The sequence below is a fragment of the Pseudokineococcus lusitanus genome (assembly GCF_003751265.1).
GTDB lineage: Bacteria > Actinomycetota > Actinomycetes > Actinomycetales > Quadrisphaeraceae > Pseudokineococcus > Pseudokineococcus lusitanus.
The window spans coordinates 1-21,391 of sequence record NZ_RJKN01000009.1 but is presented as its reverse complement, the minus strand read 5'-3'; the positions used below and the strand labels follow the sequence as shown (position 1 = coordinate 21,391).

General features: G+C 79.3%; 19 protein-coding genes and 1 pseudogene. 17 read left to right on the top strand and 3 right to left on the bottom strand.

The genetic code is table 11. The features are described 5' to 3' along the window. Window positions 1-12 precede the first annotated feature (12 nt). The 8 genes from EDC03_RS15225 to metK all read left to right on the top strand — a co-directional run bounded on the left by EDC03_RS15225 (window position 13) and on the right by metK (window position 7,031). On the top strand, window positions 13-900 hold the full coding sequence (locus EDC03_RS15225; RefSeq protein WP_123381227.1) for an iron-sulfur cluster-binding protein: 888 nt from the start codon (window positions 13-15) through the stop codon (window positions 898-900). Beyond that, the gene (locus EDC03_RS15220; protein ID WP_199720309.1) at window positions 897-1,886 is read left to right on the top strand and encodes a dihydroorotate dehydrogenase; all 990 of its coding nucleotides are present in this window, start codon (window positions 897-899) and stop codon (window positions 1,884-1,886) included. The genes EDC03_RS15225 and EDC03_RS15220 overlap by 4 nt, the downstream gene beginning before the upstream one ends. After that, a complete protein-coding gene (gene pyrF, locus EDC03_RS15215; protein ID WP_241967215.1) occupies window positions 1,883-2,785 on the top strand; it encodes an orotidine-5'-phosphate decarboxylase in 903 nt (300 codons plus the stop codon). Before EDC03_RS15220 ends, pyrF begins: the two co-directional genes overlap by 4 nt. Before the next feature lie 160 nt (window positions 2,786-2,945). Then, window positions 2,946-3,260 carry an integration host factor, actinobacterial type gene (gene mihF, locus EDC03_RS15210; RefSeq protein ID WP_123381119.1) on the top strand — a complete coding sequence of 105 codons (315 nt, stop codon included), beginning with the start codon at window positions 2,946-2,948 and terminating at the stop codon, window positions 3,258-3,260. Further along, window positions 3,257-3,871 (top strand): guanylate kinase, encoded by a 615-nt coding sequence (gene gmk, locus EDC03_RS15205; protein WP_123381118.1) that lies wholly within the window; start codon window positions 3,257-3,259, stop codon window positions 3,869-3,871. Before mihF ends, gmk begins: the two co-directional genes overlap by 4 nt. 149 nt (window positions 3,872-4,020) lie before the next feature. Continuing rightward, window positions 4,021-4,371, top strand: coding sequence for a DNA-directed RNA polymerase subunit omega (gene rpoZ, locus EDC03_RS15200; RefSeq protein WP_123381117.1), 351 nt, complete (start codon window positions 4,021-4,023; stop codon window positions 4,369-4,371). Between the two features lie 8 nt (window positions 4,372-4,379). Further along, window positions 4,380-5,684 (top strand): bifunctional phosphopantothenoylcysteine decarboxylase/phosphopantothenate--cysteine ligase CoaBC, encoded by a 1,305-nt coding sequence (gene coaBC / locus EDC03_RS15195; protein WP_123381116.1) that lies wholly within the window; start codon window positions 4,380-4,382, stop codon window positions 5,682-5,684. A 147-nt stretch (window positions 5,685-5,831) separates the two neighbouring features. Further along, complete coding sequence (gene metK / locus EDC03_RS15190; protein ID WP_123381224.1) at window positions 5,832-7,031, top strand: methionine adenosyltransferase; 1,200 nt, start codon at window positions 5,832-5,834, stop codon at window positions 7,029-7,031. 33 nt (window positions 7,032-7,064) lie between these two features. Here metK and EDC03_RS15185 read toward each other — a convergent pair whose 3' ends face one another. Next, window positions 7,065-8,939 (bottom strand): sensor domain-containing phosphodiesterase, encoded by a 1,875-nt coding sequence (locus tag EDC03_RS15185; protein ID WP_123381115.1) that lies wholly within the window; start codon window positions 8,937-8,939, stop codon window positions 7,065-7,067. A 299-nt stretch (window positions 8,940-9,238) separates the two neighbouring features. Between EDC03_RS15185 and EDC03_RS15180 the strand changes: the two genes are divergently transcribed. The 8 genes and pseudogenes from EDC03_RS15180 to EDC03_RS15145 all read left to right on the top strand — a co-directional run bounded on the left by EDC03_RS15180 (window position 9,239) and on the right by EDC03_RS15145 (window position 17,646). Next, entirely contained in the window at window positions 9,239-11,239 is a 2,001-nt protein-coding gene (locus tag EDC03_RS15180; RefSeq protein WP_422393833.1) for a primosomal protein N' family DNA-binding protein, read from the top strand. A gap of 187 nt (window positions 11,240-11,426) precedes the next feature. Continuing rightward, window positions 11,427-12,362, top strand: a pseudogene (fmt, locus tag EDC03_RS15175) (methionyl-tRNA formyltransferase); the annotation flags it as partial. Window positions 12,363-12,436: 74 nt separating this feature from the next. After that, window positions 12,437-14,152, top strand: a complete 1,716-nt coding sequence (locus tag EDC03_RS15170; RefSeq protein WP_123381112.1) for an RsmB/NOP family class I SAM-dependent RNA methyltransferase — start codon at window positions 12,437-12,439, stop codon at window positions 14,150-14,152. 110 nt (window positions 14,153-14,262) lie between these two features. Next, on the top strand, window positions 14,263-14,979 hold the full coding sequence (rpe, locus tag EDC03_RS15165) for a ribulose-phosphate 3-epimerase (RefSeq protein ID WP_123381223.1): 717 nt from the start codon (window positions 14,263-14,265) through the stop codon (window positions 14,977-14,979). A 121-nt stretch (window positions 14,980-15,100) separates the two neighbouring features. Next, complete coding sequence (gene pnuC / locus EDC03_RS15160; RefSeq protein WP_199720308.1) at window positions 15,101-15,835, top strand: nicotinamide riboside transporter PnuC; 735 nt, start codon at window positions 15,101-15,103, stop codon at window positions 15,833-15,835. A gap of 92 nt (window positions 15,836-15,927) precedes the next feature. After that, entirely contained in the window at window positions 15,928-16,191 is a 264-nt protein-coding gene (locus tag EDC03_RS15155; protein ID WP_123381111.1) for a phosphoribosyl-ATP diphosphatase, read from the top strand. A 115-nt stretch (window positions 16,192-16,306) separates the two neighbouring features. After that, window positions 16,307-17,152: an ATP phosphoribosyltransferase gene (hisG, locus tag EDC03_RS15150; protein ID WP_123381110.1), complete on the top strand. Its 846-nt coding sequence runs from the start codon at window positions 16,307-16,309 to the stop codon at window positions 17,150-17,152. A 2-nt stretch (window positions 17,153-17,154) separates the two neighbouring features. Further along, window positions 17,155-17,646: a PH domain-containing protein gene (locus EDC03_RS15145; protein ID WP_199720307.1), complete on the top strand. Its 492-nt coding sequence runs from the start codon at window positions 17,155-17,157 to the stop codon at window positions 17,644-17,646. Window positions 17,647-17,746: 100 nt separating this feature from the next. On the opposite strand, the gene EDC03_RS15140 is transcribed toward EDC03_RS15145, so the two are convergent. Further along, entirely contained in the window at window positions 17,747-18,892 is a 1,146-nt protein-coding gene (locus EDC03_RS15140; RefSeq protein WP_158674330.1) for an FUSC family protein, read from the bottom strand. A gap of 163 nt (window positions 18,893-19,055) precedes the next feature. Here EDC03_RS15140 and hisF point away from each other — a divergent pair, with 163 nt between their 5' ends. After that, on the top strand, window positions 19,056-19,898 hold the full coding sequence (hisF, locus tag EDC03_RS15135; RefSeq protein WP_123381108.1) for an imidazole glycerol phosphate synthase subunit HisF: 843 nt from the start codon (window positions 19,056-19,058) through the stop codon (window positions 19,896-19,898). Between the two features lie 257 nt (window positions 19,899-20,155). Here the strand turns inward: hisF and EDC03_RS17700 are convergent. After that, a partial coding sequence (locus tag EDC03_RS17700; RefSeq protein WP_206749998.1) for an HNH endonuclease signature motif containing protein occupies window positions 20,156-21,391 on the bottom strand: 1,236 nt, incomplete at its 5' end.

The following is a 21,391-nucleotide window of genomic DNA, read 5'->3' as shown; positions in this document are numbered from 1 at the left end:
GTCGACGCCCCGGTGCTCTCCGCGGGCCCCGACGGCGCGTGCACCCGTCTCGTCGTCCACGCGCCCGCGGCGGCCGCCGCGGCCCGGCCGGGCCAGTTCGCCGCGTGCTCGACGGGCGACTCCGGGATGCTCCTGCGCCGCTCGTTCTCGATCGCCGCGGCCGACCCGGCCGCGGGCACGCTCGACCTCGTCGTCGCCGTGGCCGGCGCGGGGACGGCGCGCGTCGCGGCCCTCCGCGAGGGGGACCGCCTGTCGGTGGTCGCCCCCCTCGGCCGCCCGTACGCGCTGCCACCCGCGGGCGAGGGCGTCGTCCTCGTCGGCGGCGGCTACGGCGCCGCGCCGCTGGCCTGGGTCGGCCGCCTCCTGCGGCGGCGGGGGAGCCGGGTCGACCTCGTCGTCGGGGCCGCCACGCGCGAGCGGCTGCTGGGGGACACCACGCCCGCCGCCGACGACGGCGTCCTCGACGCGCCCGTCGACGCCGTCCACGTGACGACCGACGACGGCTCGGCCGGCACCCGCGGCCGCGTCACGGACGTCCTCGGCCCGCTGCTGGCCGCCGGGGGCGCCCGCCACGTCCTCGCCTGCGGCCCGATGGCCATGCTGCGGGCCGTCCACGTGGTCGCGGCCGCGGCCGGTGCGAGCACGCAGCTGGCCACGGAGGAGTCGATGGCCTGCGGGATCGGCGTCTGCATGACGTGCGTCCTGCCGGTCGTCGGCGACGACGGCCGCACGCGCATGGTGCGGGCCTGCACCGACGGCCCCGTATTCCCGGGCGAGCGGCTGCGCTGGGACGCGATCGGCGCCCCGGCGCCGCAGCGGCCCGCCGGGGTCGGCGCCCGGGTGCCGGACGACGCCGTCGGCGCCCCCGCGCCCGTCGCCGCCGTCGGGGGAGCCCGGTGAGCGCCGCGACCGACGTCCGGCCCGGGCTCGCGCCCGAGGACGTGGACCTCTCGGCCGACCTCGCCGGCGTGCGGCTGCGGTCCGGCGTCATGACGGCGAGCGGCTGCGCGGCCGCCGGCCGCGAGCTCGCCGCCTTCACCGACGTCGCCGCGCTCGGCGCCGTCGTGACGAAGTCGGTCATGCTCGCGCCCCGCTCCGGACGCCCCACCCCGCGCATGGCCGAGACGCCCGCGGGGATGCTCAACTCCATCGGCCTGCAGGGCGGCGGCGTCGACGCGCTCGTCGAGCACGACCTGCCGTGGCTCGCCGCGGCCGGCGCCACCGCCGTCGTCTCGGTGGCCGGCGGCGACCCGGACGAGTTCGGCGAGGTGGCCCGCCGGGTCGTCACGTCCCCGGCCGCGGCCGGCGTCGCGGCGCTCGAGGTCAACATCTCGTGCCCCAACGTCGCCAACCGCGGGCTCGTCTTCGCCTGCGACCCGGGCAGCAGCGCCGCGGTGCTGCGGGCCGTCCGCGCGGCGGTGGGCGACGACGTCGTCCTCCTCGCCAAGCTGTCGCCCGACGTCACCGACCTCGTCGGCATCGCCCGCGCCTGCGTCGAGGCGGGGGCCAGCGGGCTCACTGCCATCAACACGCTGCTCGGCGTCGACATCGACGTCCGGACGATGCGGCCGCGGCTCGCCGTGACGACCGGCGGCCTGTCCGGCCCGGCCGTGCGTCCGGTGGCCGTCCGGTGCGTCTGGCAGCTGCGCGCGGCGATGCTCGCGGGCCTGCTGCCCGAGGTGCCCGTCGTCGGCACCGGCGGCGTCGCGGGCCCCGAGGACGCCTTCCAGCTCGTCCTCGCGGGGGCGAGCGCCGTCCAGGTGGGGACGGCGCTCTTCGCGGACCCGTCGACCCCCGCGCGGGTCGACGCCGGCCTGCGGTCCCTGCTCGCGGAGCGGGGCCTCGCGTCCCTCGGCGAGGCCGTCGGCCACGCCCACCGGCCGTGAGCCCCGTGACCCCCGTGAGCCCCGGCTCGGCCGGGACGGGCGCGCGGCGCCCCTTCGGCGCCCGCCTCTCCGAGGCCTCCGCGGCCCTCGGGCCGCTGGCCGTCGGCGTCGACCCCCACCCGGGGCTGCTCGACGCGTGGGGCCTGCCCGACGACCCGTCGGGGCTCGAGCGCTTCGCCCTCACCTGCCTGGAGGCCCTCGGCGGGACGGTCGCCGCCGTCAAGCCGCAGGCCGCCTTCTTCGAGCGGCACGGCAGCCGGGGCGTCGCCGTCCTCGAGCGGCTCCTGGCCGGGCTGGCGGACGCCGGCACGCTGAGCGTCCTCGACGTCAAGCGCGGCGACGTCGGCAGCACGATGACGGCCTACGCGCAGGCCTCGCTGGCCGACGGCGCCCCCCTGGCGGCGGACGCGGTGACCCTCTCGCCCTTCCTCGGCGTGGGGTCGCTGCGCCCCGCGCTCGACCTCGCCGCCGCCACCGGCCGGGGCGTCTTCGTGCTCGCGCTGACGTCGAACCCCGAGGGCGCGGCCGTGCAGCACGCCCGGGACGCGGGCGGCGTCGCGGTCGCCGCCGCGGTGGCCCGCGCGGCGGCGGCGGAGAACGCCGGGGCGCTCGCCCGCGGCGAGCTCGGCTCCGTCGGCCTCGTCGTCGGCGCGACGACGGGGACGGCCGCGGCCGACCTCGGCGTCGACCTCGTCGGGTGCGGCGGGCCCCTCCTCGCCCCGGGCGTGGGCGCGCAGGGCGCCGGGCCGGCCGAGCTCGCGCAGGTCTTCGGCCCGGCGCGCGGCCAGGTGCTCGCGACGTCGAGCCGGGCCGTCCTCGCGGCCGGCCCCTCCGTGGGCGCCCTGCGCGCCGCGGCCCGCGACGCCGCGGAGCGGTGCGCCCTGGCGCTCGCGCCGTGAGCCGCCGCGCGGCACCCGGTGCGGGGGAGCGCCGCCCCCGGCCGACCCTCGTTGCCGTGGGCCGCGGGGACTCGCTAGCGTCGCCCCACCTCCACGGCGGCTCGAGACCTGCGGCCGTCCCGTCCTCCTCCCGCCCCGACACCCCCGAGGTGAGGCGCACGTGCCGCTCCCGCACCTGACCGACGAGCAGCGCGCCGCCGCGCTGGAGAAGGCGGCCGCGGCACGCCGGGAGCGTGCGGCGGTGAAGAACCGCCTCAAGTACGGGCAGGGGTCCCTGGAGGAGGTCGTCCGCGACGGCCGGACGGACGACGTCATCGGGAAGATGAAGGTGAGTGCGCTGCTGGAGTCCATGCCCGGCGTGGGCCGGGTCACGGCCCGCAAGATCATGGCCGAGGTCGGCATCTCCGAGTCCCGCCGCGTGCGGGGCCTCGGGGCCCACCAGATCACCGCGCTCGTCGAGCGCTTCGGCTCCTGAGCGCCGCGACGGCGGGGGACGGCGCACCCGTCCCGCCGGCCCGGCTCACGGTCCTCGCCGGGCCCACGGCCGTCGGCAAGGGCACCGTGTCGGCCGACGTGCGCGAGCGGTACCCCGACGTGTGGCTGTCCGTCTCGGTCACCACGCGGTCCCCGCGGCCCGGCGAGGTCGAGGGCGTGCACTACCACTTCGCCTCCGACGAGGAGTTCGACCGCCTCGCGGCCGAGGGACAGCTGCTCGAGTGGGCGGTCGTCCACGGACGGCACCGCTACGGCACGCCGCGCGGGCCCGTCGAGCAGGTCCTCGCGGAGGGGCGTCCCGCGCTGCTGGAGATCGACCTGCAGGGCGCGCGCCAGGTGCGCGCGACGATGCCGGGCGCGCGCTTCGTCTTCCTCGCCCCGCCGTCGTGGGACGAGCTGGTGCGCCGGCTCGTCGGCCGCGGCACCGAGGACGAGGCCGAGCGGGAGCGCCGGCTGGCCACGGCGCGCACCGAGCTGGCCGCCGAGGCGGAGTTCGACGTCACCGTCGTCAACGCCGATGTCCGGCAGGCGGGCGACGACCTCGTATCATCGATGGGTCTGCGGCCGCACCCGCGGCCGCCCGGGGCCTGACCGGCCCCGCACGACCCGCAGCGGCACCGCAGCACGACCGCTGCACGTCCGCTCCACCGGCCCCCGCTGCGCGGGGGCCGACCCGGCGCCGTCCGCGACGCCGCCCCGTGCCGACCCGGCCGCGGGGACCAGACCCGCAGGAGGACACCGTGTCCGGAACCGTCGCCGCCCCCGAGGGCATCACCGACCCGCCGATCGACGACCTCCTCGAGGCCGCCGACTCCAAGTACGCCCTCGTCATCTACGGCGCCAAGCGCGCCCGTCAGATCAACGCGTACTACGCCCAGCTCTCCGAGGGCCTCCTCGAGAACGTGGGCCCGCTCGTCGAGACCCACGTGCAGGAGAAGCCGCTCTCCGTGGCGCTGCGCGAGATCGACGCCGGCCTGCTCACCGTCCGCCCGCTCGCCGAGGGCGAGGTCGAGGGCGTCGAGCTGACCATCGGCCCCGACGGCGGGGTCGACGGCCTCCTCACCGAGGACGACGTCCCGGCCCAGGGCTGACCCCTCCGGTGAGCAGCAGCAGCGGCCGCCGCCCCCGCGTCGTCCTCGGCGTGGCGGGCGGCATCGCCGCCTACAAGGCCGCGTCGCTGCTGCGGCTGCTCACCGAGGGCGGTGCCGACGTCCGGGTTCTCCCCACGGCGTCCGCCCTCCGCTTCGTCGGCGCGCCCACGTGGGCCGCGCTGTCCGGCCACCCCGTGGCCACCGACGTCTGGGACGACGTCCACGAGGTCCCGCACGTCCGCACCGGCCGCGAGGCCGACCTCGTCGTCGTCGCGCCGGCCACCGCGGACCTCCTCGCCCGCGCCGCCGCCGGGATCGCGGACGACCTCCTCACGAGCACGCTGCTGACGGCCACGTGCCCCGTGCTGCTGGCCCCGGCCATGCACACCGAGATGTGGGAGCACCCGGCCACGCGCGACAACGTCGCGCTCCTGCGCCGCCGCGGCACCGTCGTCCTCGACCCCGCCGTCGGCCGCCTCACCGGCGCCGACACGGGCCGGGGGCGCCTGCCGGAGCCGGAGGAGGTCCACGCCGCCGCGCTCGCGCTGCTGGACGCCGGCACCCCGGGCCGCCCGCGCGCCACGGGCGCCGGGGAGGCCCCGGCGGGCGACCTCGCCGGCCGCCGCGTCGTCGTGTCGGCGGGCGGCACGCGCGAGCCGCTCGACCCGGTCCGCTACCTCGGCAACCGCTCCTCCGGGCGCCAGGGCGTGGCGCTGGCCGCCCGCGCGGCGGCTCGCGGTGCCGACGTCGTGCTCGTCGCGGCGCACCTCGAGGTCCCCGCGCCCGCCGGCGTCCGCGTCGTCGACGTCGGGGACGCGCGCGAGCTGCGGGCCGCCGTCCTCGCCGAGGCCGCCGGGGCCGACGCCCTCGTCATGGCCGCCGCCGTCGCCGACTTCCGGCCCGCCGCGGTGTCCGCGACCAAGGTCAAGAAGGACCCGGGCACCGAGGACGCGCCCGTCGTCACCCTCGTCCGCAACCCCGACGTCCTCGCCGAGGCGGCGCGCCCCGGGCCGGACCGGGCGGCCGTCGTCGTCGGCTTCGCCGCGGAGACGGGCGACGACGCGGGCGACGTCCTCGCGCACGGCCGCGCCAAGCTCGCGCGCAAGGGGTGCGACCTCCTCGTCGTCAACGAGGTCGGTGCCGAGGCCCGCACCGGCGGCGGCTTCGGCACGGCCGGCAACACCGTCGTCCTCCTCGGCGACGACGGCACCGAGCAGCCGGTCGGCCCGGCGCCCAAGGAGGACGTGGCGGACGCCGTCTGGGACGCGGTCGTGCGCCGCTGGGCCCGCGACCTCCCGCCGACGTCGCGCTGACCCGGCCCGTCCGGGCCCGCGGCTAGGGTGACGACGCCCCGCCAGCAGCCGCTGCCCCCGAGGAGCCCCGTGCCGTCCCAGCCGTCCCCCGCGCCGTCCGCAGCACCGTCCGCAGCACGGTCGGGGCGAGCCCGCGACGACCTCCGCCTGTTCACCTCCGAGTCCGTGACGGAGGGGCACCCGGACAAGATCTGCGACCAGATCAGCGACGGCATCCTCGACGCGCTCCTCGCCCAGGACCCGCGCAGCCGGGTGGCGGTGGAGACGATGGTCACCACCGGTCTCGTCCACGTGGCCGGCGAGGTGACGACGAGCGGCTGGGCCGACATCCCGCGGATCGTGCGCGACACCATCCTGCGGATCGGCTACGACAGCTCGACGAAGGGCTTCGACGGCGCCTCGTGCGGCGTCGAGGTGTCCATCGGGGCCCAGTCCCCGGACATCGCCGCCGGCGTCGACACCGCCTGGGAGGCCCGTGGTTCCGGCGGCGCCGGCGTCCCCGCGGACCTCGACGCGGTCCTCGACGCGCAGGGCGCGGGGGACCAGGGCCTCATGTTCGGCTACGCCTGCGACGACACCCCCGAGCTCATGCCGCTGCCGGTGTGGACGGCGCACCGGCTGGCCGAGCGGCTCGCGCAGGTCCGCCGCGACGGCGTCCTGCCGTACCTGCGGCCCGACGGCAAGACGCAGGTGACCATCGGCTACGACGGCGACCGGGCCGTCCGCGTCGACACCGTCGTCGTCTCGAGCCAGCACGCCGCCGACGTCTCCCTCGAGGGGATGCTCGCGCCGGACGTCCTCGAGCACGTCGTCACGCCCGTCCTCGAGAGCACGGGCCTCGACGCCGACGGCGTCCGCCTCCTCGTCAACCCCTCGGGCCGCTTCGAGCTGGGCGGCCCCATGGGCGACGCCGGGCTGACGGGCCGCAAGATCATCGTCGACACCTACGGCGGCATGGCCCGCCACGGCGGCGGCGCCTTCTCGGGCAAGGACCCGTCGAAGGTCGACCGCTCCGCCGCGTACGCCATGCGCTGGGTCGCCAAGAACGTCGTCGCGGCCGGGCTGGCGCGCCGCTGCGAGGTGCAGGTGGCCTACGCCATCGGGGCGTCACGGCCCGTGGGCCTCTACGTCGAGTGCTTCGGCACCGAGACGGCGCCGCTCGGCCGCATTACGGCGGCCATCCGGGAGGTCTTCGACCTGCGGCCCGCGGCCGTGGTCCGCGACCTCGACCTGCTCCGCCCGGTCTTCGCGGCGACGGCCGCGTACGGCCACTTCGGCCGCGAGCTGCCCGACTTCACGTGGGAGCGCACCGACCGGGTCGACGACCTGCTCGGCGCCGTCGGCTGACGACGTCGCCCGCCGCCGCGGGCGTCCCGACCCTCAGACCCGCTGCAGCGGACGGGGGACGGCGACGACCGCGCGCGGGCGCAGGTCGAGGAGCGGGCGCGGTACCGGGCGGGCTAGGTAGAAGCCCTGCGCCGCGGCGACGCCGAGCCCGCGCAGCACCGCGAGCTCGCCGGGCCGCTCGACGCCCTCTGCCACGAGGTACGCGCCGAGCTCGTGGGCCAGCGCCACGAGGCTGCTGACGAGCGCACGGCGGGCGGGGTGCGTGTCGATCCCGCTGACGAGCGAGATGTCGAGCTTCAGGACGTCGGGGGACAGGTCGACGATGGTCCGGAGCCCGGCGTAGCCGGCGCCGGCGTCGTCGATGGCCACCCGGGCGCCGAGCGCGCGCAGGTCGGCGAGGCGCGACGGCAGGTCCGGGTGGGCGCTCGTGTCCTCGTGCTCGGTGAGCTCGACGACGACGCGGTGCGACCGGCCCGCCGTCGCGGCGGCGACCCGCTCGTGCAGCCGCGGGTCGCAGGCCGTGGCGGGCCCGACGTTGACGCCCATCTGCACGTCGTCGGGCAGGGTCGGGAGGAGCGCCAGCGCGGCGTCGACCGCGGCCAGCTCCGCCTCGACGCCGAGCCCGAGCGCGGCGGCCTCGGCGAAGAGCTCCGCGGGCCCGCCGGGGAAGCCGGTGGGACGGGCCAGCGCCTCGACGCCGATGACGGTGCCGTCGCGCAGGTCGACGACGGGCTGCAGGACGACGGCGAGGCCGCCGGGCGCGAGGTGCGGCGCCAGCTGGTCCTCGCGGCGGGTCCGCAGGAGCGTGGCGGCCTCGCGCCGCGCCAGCTGGCGGGCCGCCACGTCGGCGACGACCTCGAGCACGGCGACGTCCGCGCCGGTGAGGTCGGTCGGCGTGTCGGAGACGGCGCAGAGCGACCCGCGGACGGTGCCGCCGACGACGACGGGGACGCCGACGTAGGCGGCGACGCCCGGCCAGGCGGCGGCCTCCTCGGCGAGCTCCGGCGCGAGGGCGACGTCGGGCACGACGACCGGGCCGACGGTCACCACGCGGCCGCACAGGCTCCGGGCGGGCAGCGGGGTCCCGGGGAGCGGCGTCGAGCCGCCGTGGAGGACGCCCGCGACGCGCTCGACCTCCTGGCTGCCGTCGGGCCGGACGCGCACGACGGCGACGAGCGGCATGCCGAGCTGCTCGCGCGCCATCTCGAGGACGCTGTCGACGGCCTCGACGGGGTCGAGGGCCTCGGTCATCCGCTGGACGGCCGCGGCGCGGACGCCGTCGGCCTGGACGAGCCGGGCGGCCAGCCGCTCCCCCCGGCGCAGCGCGCGGAGCCGGACGACGACGGCGCCGCACTGCCGGGCGAGGGCGGCGACGAGGCTCTGGTCGCCGTCGCCGAAGGGCGCCTGCCCGGGCGGCTTGGACAGGTAGAAGGCGCCGAGGACCTCGTCGTCGTCGCCGGTGACCGGGACGCCGAGGAAGGCCTCCATCGGCGGGTGGTGCGGGACCGCGCCCTGCCACGCGGGGTGGGTCGCGACGTCGTCGACGCGGACGAGCTCGCCGGCGAGGACGGCACCGAGGACGCCGCGGCCCTGCGGCGGGCCGGGCAGCCGGGAGACCTCCACGGCCGTCATGCCCGCGTGGACGAGGTGCGTGACGCCGTCCTCGCCCGCGAGGACGGCGGCCCCGAGGTGGGCGCCGGTCGCGAGGCGGGCCACGTCGACGGCGCGCGCGAGCGCGTCGTCCTCCGTGGGGGCGCCGGCCATGGCGGCGAAGGCGTCGAGGACGGGCTGGAGGTCGTCGAGGGGGGCGGGGACGGGGGCGGCGTGCGGTCCGGTGGTGGGGCGGTCGGCGGTGTGGCCGGCACCGTCCTCGGGGGTCGCGGTGCGCGGCGGGGTCAGGGCGCTCACGGGCTGCTGATCGGCCGGGCGGGACGGGTGCTGGAGGCAACGACGATCCGGTCGTCACCCGTCCGGCGGTGCCCCCTCCGGCGCGCACGGGTGCCGCCCGGGCGCGGTCGTCCACCGGCCCGGCGGGCGGGGGACGGGCCGTCGGGGGGACCTGGTGGGATCGGGACGTGAGCACGGGGGGCGACGGTGCGGCGGGGGCCGCGGAGGACGAGCAGCTCTCCCTCCTGCGCGCCGTCGTCCGCGGGCGCCGTCCCGCCCCCGCCGAGGGCGCCGCCGAGGTCGACCCCGTCGCCGGTGTGGTGCTCGACGTGCCGCTCCCGCACCTGGACCGGGTCCTCGACTACACGGTGCCCGCGTCGATGGCCGCGACGGCCGTGCCCGGGGTGCGGGTGAGGGCCCGGCTCGCGGGCGCCGAGGTCGAGGGCTTCGTCGTCGACCGCCGCCCGTCCAGCGACCACGAGGGCCGGCTGCAGCCGCTGCGGAAGGTCGTCTCGCCCGAGCCGGTGCTCGACCCGGCGGTGCTCGCGCTGGCCCGCGCGGTGGCGCGGCGGTGGGCGGGCACGACGGCCGACGTCCTGCGGCTGGCCGTGCCGCCCCGGCGGGCCGCCGTGGAGGTCGAGGAGCGACCGGGCCCCCCGGCGGGCCCGGTGGCGGCGCCTGCGCCCGGCCCGTGGGCGCAGTACGCCGGGGGCAGCGCGCTCGTCGCGCGGCTGCTCGCGGGCGGGTCGCCCCGGGCGGTCTGGACGGCGCTGCCCGGCGCGCCGCCGGACGACTGGGCCGGCGCCCTCGCGGTCCTGGCCGCCGCGACGCTGGCGGGCGGCCGCGGTGCCCTCCTCGTCGTGCCGGACCGGCGCGACGTCGCCCGGGTGGACGCCGCGCTCACGGCGCTGCTCGGCGCCGGCCGGCACGTCCGGCTGTCGGCCGACGACGGCCCGACCCCGCGGTACCGGGCGTACACGGCCCTGCGCCGCGGCCGGGTCCGGGTCGTCGTCGGCACCCGGGCGGCGGCGCTCGCGCCCGTCGCCGACCTCGGGCTCGTCGTCTGCTGGGACGACGGGGACGACTCCCACGTCGAGCCGCGCGCGCCGTACCCGCACGCCCGCGACGTGCTCGTCGAGCGGGCCGACCTCGTGGGGGCCGCCGCCGTCGTCGGCTCGCCCGCCCGGACGGCCGCCGCGCAGCAGCTGGTGGCCACGGGCTGGGCCCGGCCCGTCGTCGCCGCCCGCGAGGTGGTGCGCGCCCGGGCGCCGCGGACGGCGGTGGCGGAGGACGACGGGCGCGACCCGGCGGGCCCGGGCGCGCGGCTGCCCGCCAGCGCGTTGCGGCTCGTCCGCGAGTCCCTCCTGGCGGGGCCCGTCCTCGTGCAGGTGCCGCGCGCCGGCTACCTGCCCGCCACGGCCTGCCAGCGCTGCCGGCACCCGGCCCGCTGCCCCCGCTGCAGCGGCCCGCTGGCGCTGCCGGCCGCCGGTGGCGCCGACGTCGCGGCGGCGCCGGTGTGCCGCTGGTGCGCCACCACGGCGCCCGCCTGGGCGTGCCGGCACTGCGGCGGCCGGGCGCTGCGGGCGCTCGTGGTCGGCTCGGGCCGCACGGCCGAGGAGCTGGGCCGGGCCCTGCCGGGCACCACGGTGCGGCGCTCCGGGGGGGCGGACGCCGTCATCGACGACGTCCCGGCCGCGCCCGCGCTCGTCGTCGCGACGCCCGGCGCGGAGCCCGTGGCGGCGGGCGGGTACGCGGCGGCGCTCCTGCTCGACACGTGGGCGCTGCTGACGCGCGCCGACCTCCGCTCGGCGGAGGAGGCGCTGCGGCGGTGGCTGTCCGCCGCCTCGCTCGTGCGCCCGGCCGGCGAGGGCGGGCGGGTCCTCGCCGTCGGCGAGGCCGGGCTCGCGCCGCTCCAGGCGCTCGTGCGGTGGGACCCGGCGGGCCACGCCGAGCGCGAGCTCGTCGAGCGGGTCGAGCTCGGGCTGCCGCCGGCGGTGACGGCGGTGCGCGTGGCCGGGCCCGCCGCCGGCGTCCGGGCGCTGCTCGAGGCGGCCCGGCTGCCGCCGTCCACCGGCGTGCTCGGGCCCGTGCCGGCGCAGGGTCGCCGCTGGGCCACGGGCGGTCCCGTGGCGCTGCGGACGGACGGCAGCGCCCCGGCGGACGACGCCCCCGGGGCGCAGCAGGTCCTGCTCCGGGTCCCCTCCGCCGACGCCCGGGCCCTCGCGGACGCGCTGCGGGCGGCCCGCGCCGTCACGTCGGCCCGCAAGGAGCCTGCCGTGCGCGTGCAGGTGGACCCGCTGGACCCGCTCGAGGGCTGGTAGCCGGCGGCCCGGGGTGCCGCGGCGCCGCCCCGTGCCGCCGGGCGTGGTCGGCACCGCCGCACGGCGGTGGTTACGGTCGACCCGCGCCGTCGGTCGCCCGACGCCGCCGACCGCGCGGCGCCCTCCCGTCCGCCGCGCGCCCGCCCCGGCCGCCCCGCGGCCGCCACGACCCCGAGGAGCCCCCGCCGTGCGCGTCGTCCTCGCCGGGACACCGGCCCCCGCCGTCCCCGCCCTGCAGGCGCTCCTGGCGTCCTCGCACGAGGTCGTCGGCGTGCTCACCCGGCCCGACGCGCGGGCCGGCCGCGGCCGTCGCGCCGTCGTGAGCCCCGTCAAGGAGCTCGCGCTGGAGGCGGGCCTGCCCGTCCTCGCGCCCGCCCGGCCCGGTGACGACGACGCGCTGCGCGACCTCGTGGCGCTCGCGCCCGACTGCGTCCCCGTCGTCGCCTACGGCGCCCTCGTGCCCCGCCGCGCGCTCGACGTGCCCCGGCACGGCTGGGTCAACCTCCACTTCAGCCTCCTGCCGCGCTGGCGGGGCGCCGCGCCCGTGCAGCACGCGCTCGTCGCGGGCGACGTCCGCACCGGCGCCACCGTCTTCCGCCTCGAGGAGGGCCTCGACACCGGGCCCGTGCTCGGGACGCTCGAGGAGGAGGTCGGTCCCCGGGACACCTCGGGCGACCTGCTCGGACGGCTCGCGACCTCGGGCGCGCGGCTGCTCGTCGACGTCCTCGACGCGCTCGGGGCCGGGACGGCCACCGCCGTGGCGCAGCCCGAGGAGGGCGTGACGACGGCGCCCAAGCTGCGCCCGGACGACGCACGGGTGCGCTGGGAGGACGGGGCGGCGGCCGTCGACCGGCGCGTCCGCGGCTGCACGCCCGCGCCCGGCGCCTGGACGACGTGGCGCGGCGAGCGCCTGCGCCTCGGGCCGGTCGAGCCGGTCGGCGCAGGGGAGGGGTCCCCGGAGCGGATCCCCGGGCCGGGGGAGCCGTCGGTCACGCGTGGCGGCGTCCTCGTCGGGACGGGCGACGGCGTCGTGCGCCTCGGGTGGGTGCAGCCCGCCGGACGGCGCGCCGTCGACGCCGCGGACTGGGCGCGCGGCGCCCGCCCCGCGCCCGGCGAGGTCCTCGGGGACGGGACGGCCGGCGACGCCGGCACGAGCAGCACCGGCGGCACGGCCGCCGGCACGCAGGGAGGCATGGCATGAGCGAGCAGGGCGGCCGCGACGGCGGCAGGAGCGGGTCCGGCACGGGCGGGCGCGGTCAGGGCGGTCAGGGCGGCCAGGGCGGTCGCGGGCGCGGCACGGGCGGCGGTCCCGGTGGCCGTGGCGGACGCGGGCCGGGCGGGCCGGGCGGCTCCGGCGCGCGCGGCGCCGGCGGCCCCGCCGGCCGGGGGAGCGGCGGTCGCCCCCCGGGCGGCCGGCCCGGCGGCCCCGGGGCGGAGCAGCGGCCCGAGGACGGGCGCAGCGGCCCGGCCCGGCAGCGCTGGACCACCCAGCGCCCGTCGCAGCGCTCACGCGGCGCTGGCCCGGCGCGCGACGTCGCCTTCGACGTCCTCACCGCCGTCCGCGAGGAGGACGCCTACGCCAACCTCGTCCTGCCCGGGCTGCTGCGGCGCGAGGGCCTCGACGCCCGCGACGCGGCGCTGGCGACCGAGCTGGCCTACGGGACCCTGCGCGGCCGGGGCCTCTACGACGCCGTCCTCGCGGCGTGCCTCGACCGCCCCCTCGAGCGGGTCGACCCGCCGGTCCTCGACGCGCTCCGCCTGGGCGCGCACCAGCTGCTCGCCACGCGCGTGCCGCCGCACGCCGCCGTGAGCCAGACCGTCGGCCTCGTCCGCAGCCGGATCGGCGCGGGGCCGGCGGGCTTCGCCAACGCGGTGCTGCGCCGCGTCGCGGAGAAGGACGCCGCGGCCTGGGCCGGGCAGGTCGCCCCGGCGCGCGAGGACGACGCCGTCGGCCACCTCGCCGTCGTCACGAGCCACCCGGCGTGGGTGGTGCGGGCGCTGCGGGAGGCGCTGGTCGCCCACGGCCGCGACGTCGCCGAGGTCGGGGACCTCCTGCGCGCCGACAACGTGGCCCCGGAGGTCGCCCTCGCCGCCCGGCCGGGCCTGGCGAGCCCTGACGAGGTCGCGTCCGAGGCCGCCGGGGCGGTGCTGCGGACGGAGCCCGGGCGCTGGGCCCCCACCGCGGTGCGCCTCCTCGAGGGCGACCCCGGCGCGCTGCCCGCCGTCCGGGCCGGGCGCGCCCGCGTCCAGGACGAGGGCAGCCAGCTCGTGGCGCTCGCGCTGGCGGCCGCCCCGCTCGAGGGGCGCGACGAGCGCTGGCTCGACCTCTGCGCCGGCCCGGGCGGCAAGGCGGCCCTGCTCGCCGCCGCCGGGGCCACGCGCGGCGCCGGGCTCGTCGCCGTCGAGACGGCGGCGCACCGGGCCCGGCTCGTCGAGCAGGCGCTGGGCGCCGTCCCGCCGGGGGCCCCGCCCGCGGAGGTGCGCACGGCCGACGGCCGCACGGTCGGCGACGACGAGCCCGGCGCCTTCGACCGGGTGCTCGTCGACGCCCCGTGCACCGGCCTGGGGGCGCTGCGCCGTCGGCCCGAGGCCCGGTGGCGGCGCACGCCGGCGGACCTCGGCGGCCTGGCGCCGCTGCAGCGCGACCTCCTCGCGTCGGCGCTGGCGGCCGTGCGCGTCGGGGGCGTCGTCGCCTACGTCACCTGCTCGCCGCACGCCGCGGAGACGCGGGCCGTCGTCGAGGACGCCGTCCGCCGTTCCCGCGGCACCGTCGAGCTGCTCGACGCGCCGCAGGTGCTGGCCGGGGTCGCCGGCCGGGACGTCGGCGCGGGGGAGGGCCCCACGGCGCAGCTGTGGCCGCACGTCCACGGCACCGACGCGATGTTCCTGGCCCTCCTGCGCCGGACGGCCTGACCCGGGAGACCCTTCGCCACCGCGCCGGCGGCGCCCGGTGCCGCCGACGCGTCCGGCGACGGGTACCGGCGGCTCGTAGGCTCCACGCCGTGCCCGAGCAGCCCGTCCCCGTGCCCGCCGCCGCCCCCGGGGCGGGGGGCGGCCCCTCGCCCCGCCGGCCGCACGTCCACCCGAGCATCCTCTCGGCCGACTTCACGGACCTCGCGGCCGAGGTGCGCCGCATCGGCACCGCCGACGCCGTCCACGTCGACGTCATGGACAACCACTTCGTGCCCAACCTCACGCTGGGGCTGCCCGTCGTCGAGCGGCTCGCGGCCGTCAGCGCGCTGCCGCTCGACTGCCACCTCATGGTCGAGGCGCCCGACCGCTGGGCGCCCGCCTACGCCGAGGCGGGCGCGCAGGGCGTGACCTTCCACGCCGAGGCGGCCGCGGCGCCCGTACGGCTGGCGCGCGAGCTCCGGCGGCTCGGGGCCCGCGCCGGCGTGGCGCTCAACCCGGCGACGCCGGTCGAGCCGTGGCTCGACCTGCTCGGCGAGGTCGACATGGTGCTCGTCATGACCGTCGAGCCCGGCTTCGGCGGGCAGCCCTTCCTCGACGTCGTCCTGCCGAAGGTCCGGCGGCTGCGACGGGCGGTCGACGCCGCCGGGCTGGCCGTCGCCGTCCAGGTCGACGGCGGCGTGAGCGCGACGACCATCGGCCGCGCCGCCGAGGCGGGCGCCGACGTCTTCGTCGCCGGCTCGGCCGTCTACGGCGCCGAGGACGCGGGGGCCGCCGTCGAGGAGCTGCGCACGCTGGCCGCCGCGGCCGCCGGCGGCAGCGCTGCATGACGGTGCCCGCAGCCGTCGGGGTGCCCGCAGCCGTCGGGGTGCCCGCAGCCGTCGGGGTGCCCGCAGCCGTCGGGGTGCCCGCAGCCGTGGACGCCGCGGCCCGAGCCGTGGGCCGCCGCCCGTGACCACCGTCGGCGACGCCCTCGTGACCGCGCTGGACGCGACCCTCTACGTCGGAGGGGTGCCGATCCTGGCGCGCGAGGTCGTCGGCAACGTCTTCGGTCTCGCGTCGGCCGTCGGCGGCATGCGCCGGCGGGTGTGGGCCTGGCCCGTCGGCATCGTCGGCAACCTGCTCCTGCTCACCGTCTTCCTCGGCGGCGTCTTCGCGACGCCGCAGGACGTCGACCTCTACGGCCAGGCCGGGCGGCAGGTCTTCTTCCTCCTCGTCAGCACCTACGGGTGGTGGACGTGGGGCCGCACCGCCCGCGCCGGCCGGGCGGCGGGCACCCCGTCGGCGCCGGCCGTGCGCCCCCGCTGGGCCACGGGCCGGGAGCGGGCGGTGCTCCTCGTCGTCCTCGTCGGCGGCACGCTGCTGCTCGCGCAGCTCTTCGCCGCGCTCGGCTCCTACGGGCCCTACCCCGACGCCTGGATCTTCACGGGGTCCTTGCTGGCCACCTACGGCATGGCCCGCGGGTGGGTCGACTTCTGGCTGCTGTGGCTGGCCGTCGACGTCGTCGGCGTCCCGCTCCTCGTCGCCGCCGGGTACTACCCGTCGGCGGTCCTCTACGTCGTCTACGCCGGCTTCGTCGTGTGGGGCGCCCTCACGTGGGTGCGCACGCTGCGTGCGGGGGAGCCCGCGCCGGCGGACGGCGGACCGCGCGGGCCGGAGGACCCGGCGGTCCGCACGCTGGGCTGAGCGCCCGGCCCGTCGTCCTCGGTGCGCCGTGGCCGGCGGAGCGGGGCGGGGCCGTGCCGGGGCACCCCCGCGGGCGCCCTAGCCTCGGACCCGTGAAGACCTTCGACGACCTCTTCGCCGAGCTGTCCGCCAAGGCGGCGTCCCGGCCCGAGGGCTCCCGCACCGTGGCCGAGCTCGACGCGGGCGTCCACGCCATCGGCAAGAAGGTCGTCGAGGAGGCCGCCGAGGTGTGGATGGCGGCCGAGCACGAGAGCGACGAGCGGACCGCCGAGGAGGTCTCGCAGCTGCTGTACCACCTGCAGGTCCTCCTCCTCGCGCGCGGCCTGACGCTCGAGGACGTGTACGCCCACCTCTGAGCCGCCCGGCCCGGCCGCCCCGTCGCGGGGCCGTGCCGGTCTCCCACCCGTCCCGCTCCTCCCCGCCCGTCCCGCCCGTCCCGCCCCCGACGCCACCCCGCCTGGAGCCCCGCCCGTGCTGCGCATCGCCGTCCCCAACAAGGGCTCGCTGTCCGAGCCCGCCATCGAGCTGCTCCGCGAGGCCGGCTACGCCGGGCGCCGCACGGGGCGCGAGCTCGTGCTCCACGACCGCGCCAACTCCGTCGAGCTGTACTTCCTCCGGCCGCGCGACATCGCCGTCTACGTGGGCTCGGGGCGCCTCGACGCCGGCATCACCGGCCGCGACCTGCTCCTCGACTCGGGCGCCGACGCCGAGGAGGCGCTGACGCTCGGCTTCGGCGCCTCGACCTTCCGCTTCGCCGCGCCCACCGGCCAGGTGCCGGACGACGTGGCCGGCCTCGCGGGCCGCCGTGTCGCGACGAGCTACGACGGCCTCGTCCGGACCTGGCTCGCCGACCGCGGCGTCGACGCCCCCGTCGTCCGGCTCGACGGGGCCGTCGAGATCTCCGTCGCCCTCGGCGTCGCCGACGTCATCGCCGACGTCGTCGAGACCGGGTCCACGCTGCGGGCCGCGGGGCTCGAGGTCTTCGGCGAGCCGATCCTCGAGTCCGAGGCGGTCCTCGTGCGCCGCCGCGGCGAGGTCCCCGCAGGCCTCGAGACCCTCGTGCGCCGGGTGCAGGGCGTCCTCGTCGCCCGCGACTACGTGATGGTCGACTACGACGTCCACGTCGACCTGCTCGACGAGGCGTCAGCGGTGACGCCGGGCCTGGAGTCGCCGACCGTGTCGCCGCTGCGCGACGCGAGCTTCGTGGCCGTGCGCTCGATGGTCCGGCGCGCCGAGGTCAACGCCGTCATGGACCGGCTCTACGAGGTGGGCGCGCGAGCCATCCTCGTCACGACGATCCACGCCTGCCGGATCTGACCGTGGCCGGCCCCCGCCCCTCCGCCGCCTCCGGCGAGCCCGGCCGCCCGTCCGAGCGTTCCCGTCTCCACCGGCCCTTCGTCCCGCGCCGGGCGCGCGTCGTCGCCCTGACCATCGGCGCGCTGGCCCTGCTCGGCAGCGTGGTCCTCGCCGTCGTCGTGCCCGGCGGCGGGCTCGGCGACGCCGCCGGCTTCGTCACGCTCGGCCTGCTCGTGGCCCTCGTGGCGTACCGGCAGGCGGGGGTGCGCGTCCTCGTCGACGAGGACGGCATCGTCGTCCGCAACCTCGTCCACACGCGCCGTCTCGGGTGGGCGCAGGTGGTCGGCGTCAGCTTCGGCGGAGGTGCGCCCTGGGCCCAGCTCGACCTCTCGGACGGCGACGTCCTCGCCGTCATGGCCGTGCAGCGCGCCGACGGCGAGCACGGCACCGCGGAGGCGCAGCGCCTCGCGACCCTCGTCGCCCTCCACGGACCGCGGGACGCTGACGGACGCTGACGGACGCTGACGGACGCTGACGGACGCTGACGGACGCTGACGGACGCTGACGGGCGCTGACCTGGCGCTCACGGGCGCTCAGGGCGCAGGCGCGTCCCGGTCAGGCGGGGGGCGGCCCGACGGCCGGCACGTGCCGCAGCGCGACCTCCTGGTCCCAGCCGCCGACCTGCAGGAGGTCGACGACGGTGCTGCGCACCTGCCCGACGCACACGGCGGCGGACAGCCCGAGGTGGCGCTCGCCCACGGCGCCGGCCCGGCGGCCGAGCTCCGCGAGCTCGAGCTGCAGGTCCTCGTCGCGCCGCCCCGCGAGCACGGCCTCGCCGAGGAGGCGGGACGACGTCGCGAGGTCCTCGAGGACGCCGGCGAGCTCGGCGGGCAGCACCTCGTCGCGGTGCTCGGCGACGGCGACGCGGCGCACGAGGACGCGGACGTTGCGGACGGCGCGGTCGAGGGGCACGGCGAGCTCGCTGACGGCCTCGAGCCCGGGACGGTGCCGGCGGCGGAAGGGCGACAGCCGCACGGCAGCCAGCGCCTCGACCGCGGCGGCGCGCAGGTCGTCCTGCGCCACCTGGCTGCGGCGCGCCCGCTCGAGCGCCGCCTCGGCCCGCCCGCCGTCGGCGTCGCGGGCCGCCGCGGCCGCCTCGCCGACGAGCTCGGCCAGCTCGTCGAGGACGCCCGCGGCGAGCCGCCGCGGCCGCAGCAGGGGCGCGGTGGGCAGCAGCGCGGCGACGACGAGCGCCACCGAGCCGCCGACGAGGGCGTCCACCCACCGGTCGACGCCGGCAGAGACGGGGGCCGCGAGCGACGTGACGATGCCCGCCTGGACGCCCGCCTGCGTGACGAGCAGCTGGCCCGCGTCGAGGAGGACCGCCAGCGCCATCGACAGCGAGACGACGACCGCGAGCTGCCAGACACCCACGCCGATCTGCTGCGCCACGAGGTCGCCGACGCCGATGCCCACCGCGACGCCGACGACGACCTCGCCGGTGCGCCGCAGCCGCCCCTGGTAGCTCGCGCCCAGGGCGACGACGGCGGCGACGGGCGCGAAGAAGGGCGTCGGGTGGCCGAGCAGGTGGTGCGCGATGCCCCACGCGGCCGCCCCGGCCAGCCCGCACTGGACGATGTTGGGCCCGCGGCGGCGCAGCCGGGCCACCCGCTGCCGGGCCGACCGGGTGCCCCGGTCCGCCACCCGGAGCGCGCCCTCGCGGGCGAGCCGGGCGCTCGGTCGGTCGGGGCTCACGGGCACGGCCGGATCGTGCCAGGACGGCCGCTCCCGCGGCGCGTCGACCACCCGGGCCGGGGGCCCGGGCAGCGCCCTGCTCCCTCCGGACGGCACGGCGGCCCCACGCAGGACGCGGTGCCCGCGCCGGCGCACGGGGCGGGACGCGCGGCTGCCTAGGCTGGCGCGCGTGAGCCTCGCCGTCCGTGTCGTCCCCTGCCTCGACGTCGACGCCGGCCGCGTCGTCAAGGGCGTCCGCTTCGCGGGCCTGCGCGACGCCGGCGACCCGGTGGAGCTGGCCCGGCAGTACGGCGACGACGGCGCCGACGAGCTCGTGTTCCTCGACGTCACGGCCAGCACCGACGACCGGGCGACGACGTACGACGTCGTCGCCCGCACCGCGGAGCAGGTCTTCGTGCCCCTCACGGTGGGCGGCGGTGTCCGCGCCGTCGCCGACGTCGACCGTCTCCTGCGCGCCGGGGCCGACAAGGTCGGCGTCAACACGGCCGCCGTGGCGCGACCGCAGCTCCTCGCCGAGGTGGCCGACCGCTTCGGCGCCCAGGTCCTCGTGCTGTCCGTCGACGCCCGGCGCTGCCCGCCCGGCACCCCGCCGGGAGAGCGCACCCCCTCGGGCTTCGAGGTGACGACGCACGGCGGCCGCCGCGGCACCGGCCTCGACGCCGTCGCCTGGGCCGAGGAGGCCGCCCGCCTCGGCGCGGGAGAGATCCTCCTCAACTCCGTCGACGCCGACGGGACGACCGACGGCTTCGACCTCGAGATGCTCCGCGCCGTCCGCGGCGTCGTGGGCGTGCCCGTCATCGCCAGCGGCGGCGCCGGTCGGCTCGAGGACTTCGCCCCCGCGGTCGAGGCCGGCGCGGACGCCGTCCTCGCCGCCTCGGTCTTCCACTTCGGCCGGCTCCGGGTGGGGCAGGTCAAGGACGCCCTCGCCTCCGCCGGCTACCCCGTGCGCCGTGCCGGCGCGGCCGTCCACGCGGGCGAGCACCCGGTGACGGGGGCCACCGAGCGGGGCTGACGTCGCGCGCAGGCGGCACGAATCCGGACTGGGCGCCGCGGCGAGCCGAGAGGGCAGGGCGCGGGGCGTCCCGGCCGGCCGGTCCGGGGACCACGAGCTGCGGCGGGTGGGTCGACCGGTCGGCCACGGCACCACGGACGGCCGCCTCCGGCGACGGGACGACGGCTCGTCCTGACGGCGGCGGAGCCCCGCCGGTGGTGGAACGGGGGACGGCCGCCGCTCTCGGGCTCGGCCTAGCCAGTGACGCGCCGCCGCGATCAGAAGGGCGGGGGGCCGTCGTCGTCGGTCGGCGGGGCCGGCGGCGCGGGCGGTTCGCGGTGGTGGTCGGTGGGTGCCGTGGCGCTGATGAGCAGCTGCCCACCGGGCCAGGCCATGTCGACGGTCGGGTACGAGCAGTCGAGGGGCTCGCCGTGGTCGCCCCAGCCGGCGGGCAGGGGTGTGCCGCTGTCGTCGACCTGCCTGATGGGTCGGAGGAGGAAGGCTGGTGCGGGGTCGTCGTGGACCAGTCCCAGTGGTGAGGTCCATCGGGTCCCGAGGCCGTACGGGTCGTCGGGGTCGTCGGTGATCGGCTGCACGAGCCAGCCGTAGTGGGTGCGGCACTGGTGGTGCTTGCGGCAGCGGGGTCGGAGGTTGCACTCGCAGGTCGGTCCGCCGGCGCCGTGGGGTACCTGGTGGTCGAGGTCGCACCGGACCGAGGGTCGGGTGCAGCCGGGGTGGGTGCACTCGGGCAGGGCGGCGCGGATGTAGCGGGACTGCTCGGCGGTGGGCACGTAGTCGGTGGGCAGGCCCGCGAGCGGGCAGGTCGACGAGGGCGGCGCGCCATCCTCGGGCGCCGCGGCTCGCCCCTTGGCCCATCCGGGCGTGGTGGTGCCGGGCGTGGTGGCGCCGGGCGTGGTGGCGCCGGGCGTGGTGGTGCCGGGCGTGGTGGTGCCGGGCGTGGTGGTGCCGGTCGTGACGGCGTCGGCGATGCGGGTGAGCTTGTCGGCGAGGCCGGCTGGTACCTGTCGCGTGGTGGCTGTCGGTGGGGGCGCTGGTGGCATGCCGGTCCCGCTGTCACCGGGCGGGTAGGGCACCACGTCGGGGATCACGTCGGAGACCGGGTCTGCGTCAGGTACCGGAGCGGGCTGGATGTTCGGTGGAGCGGTGGTGGGCGGTGCCGCCGTCGGACCGTCGTCGGTGACGCCGGGGATGGGCAGACCGGTGGTCCGGGTGGTCTGGGTGGTCCGGGTCGTCGCGTCGGTGCCGGCCGACGACGGCGTCGTCGTGCGGGTCTTGCCGGTGTCGAGGTGGTGGAGGTGTCCGTCGACGCCGAGGACCTTCCCGGTGAAGGGGTCGGTGAGGACCCGGCGGAAGGGGTGTCCGGCGGCGAGGAGCTCGCGGGCGACGTCGGCGGGGACCGCGCCGTGGCCGGCGAGCCACGCCTGTTCGTCGTCGAGGCCGAGCAGCGTGGGCAGCGACACGTTGAGCGCGGGGCCATTGCACGGCCCGGTGTG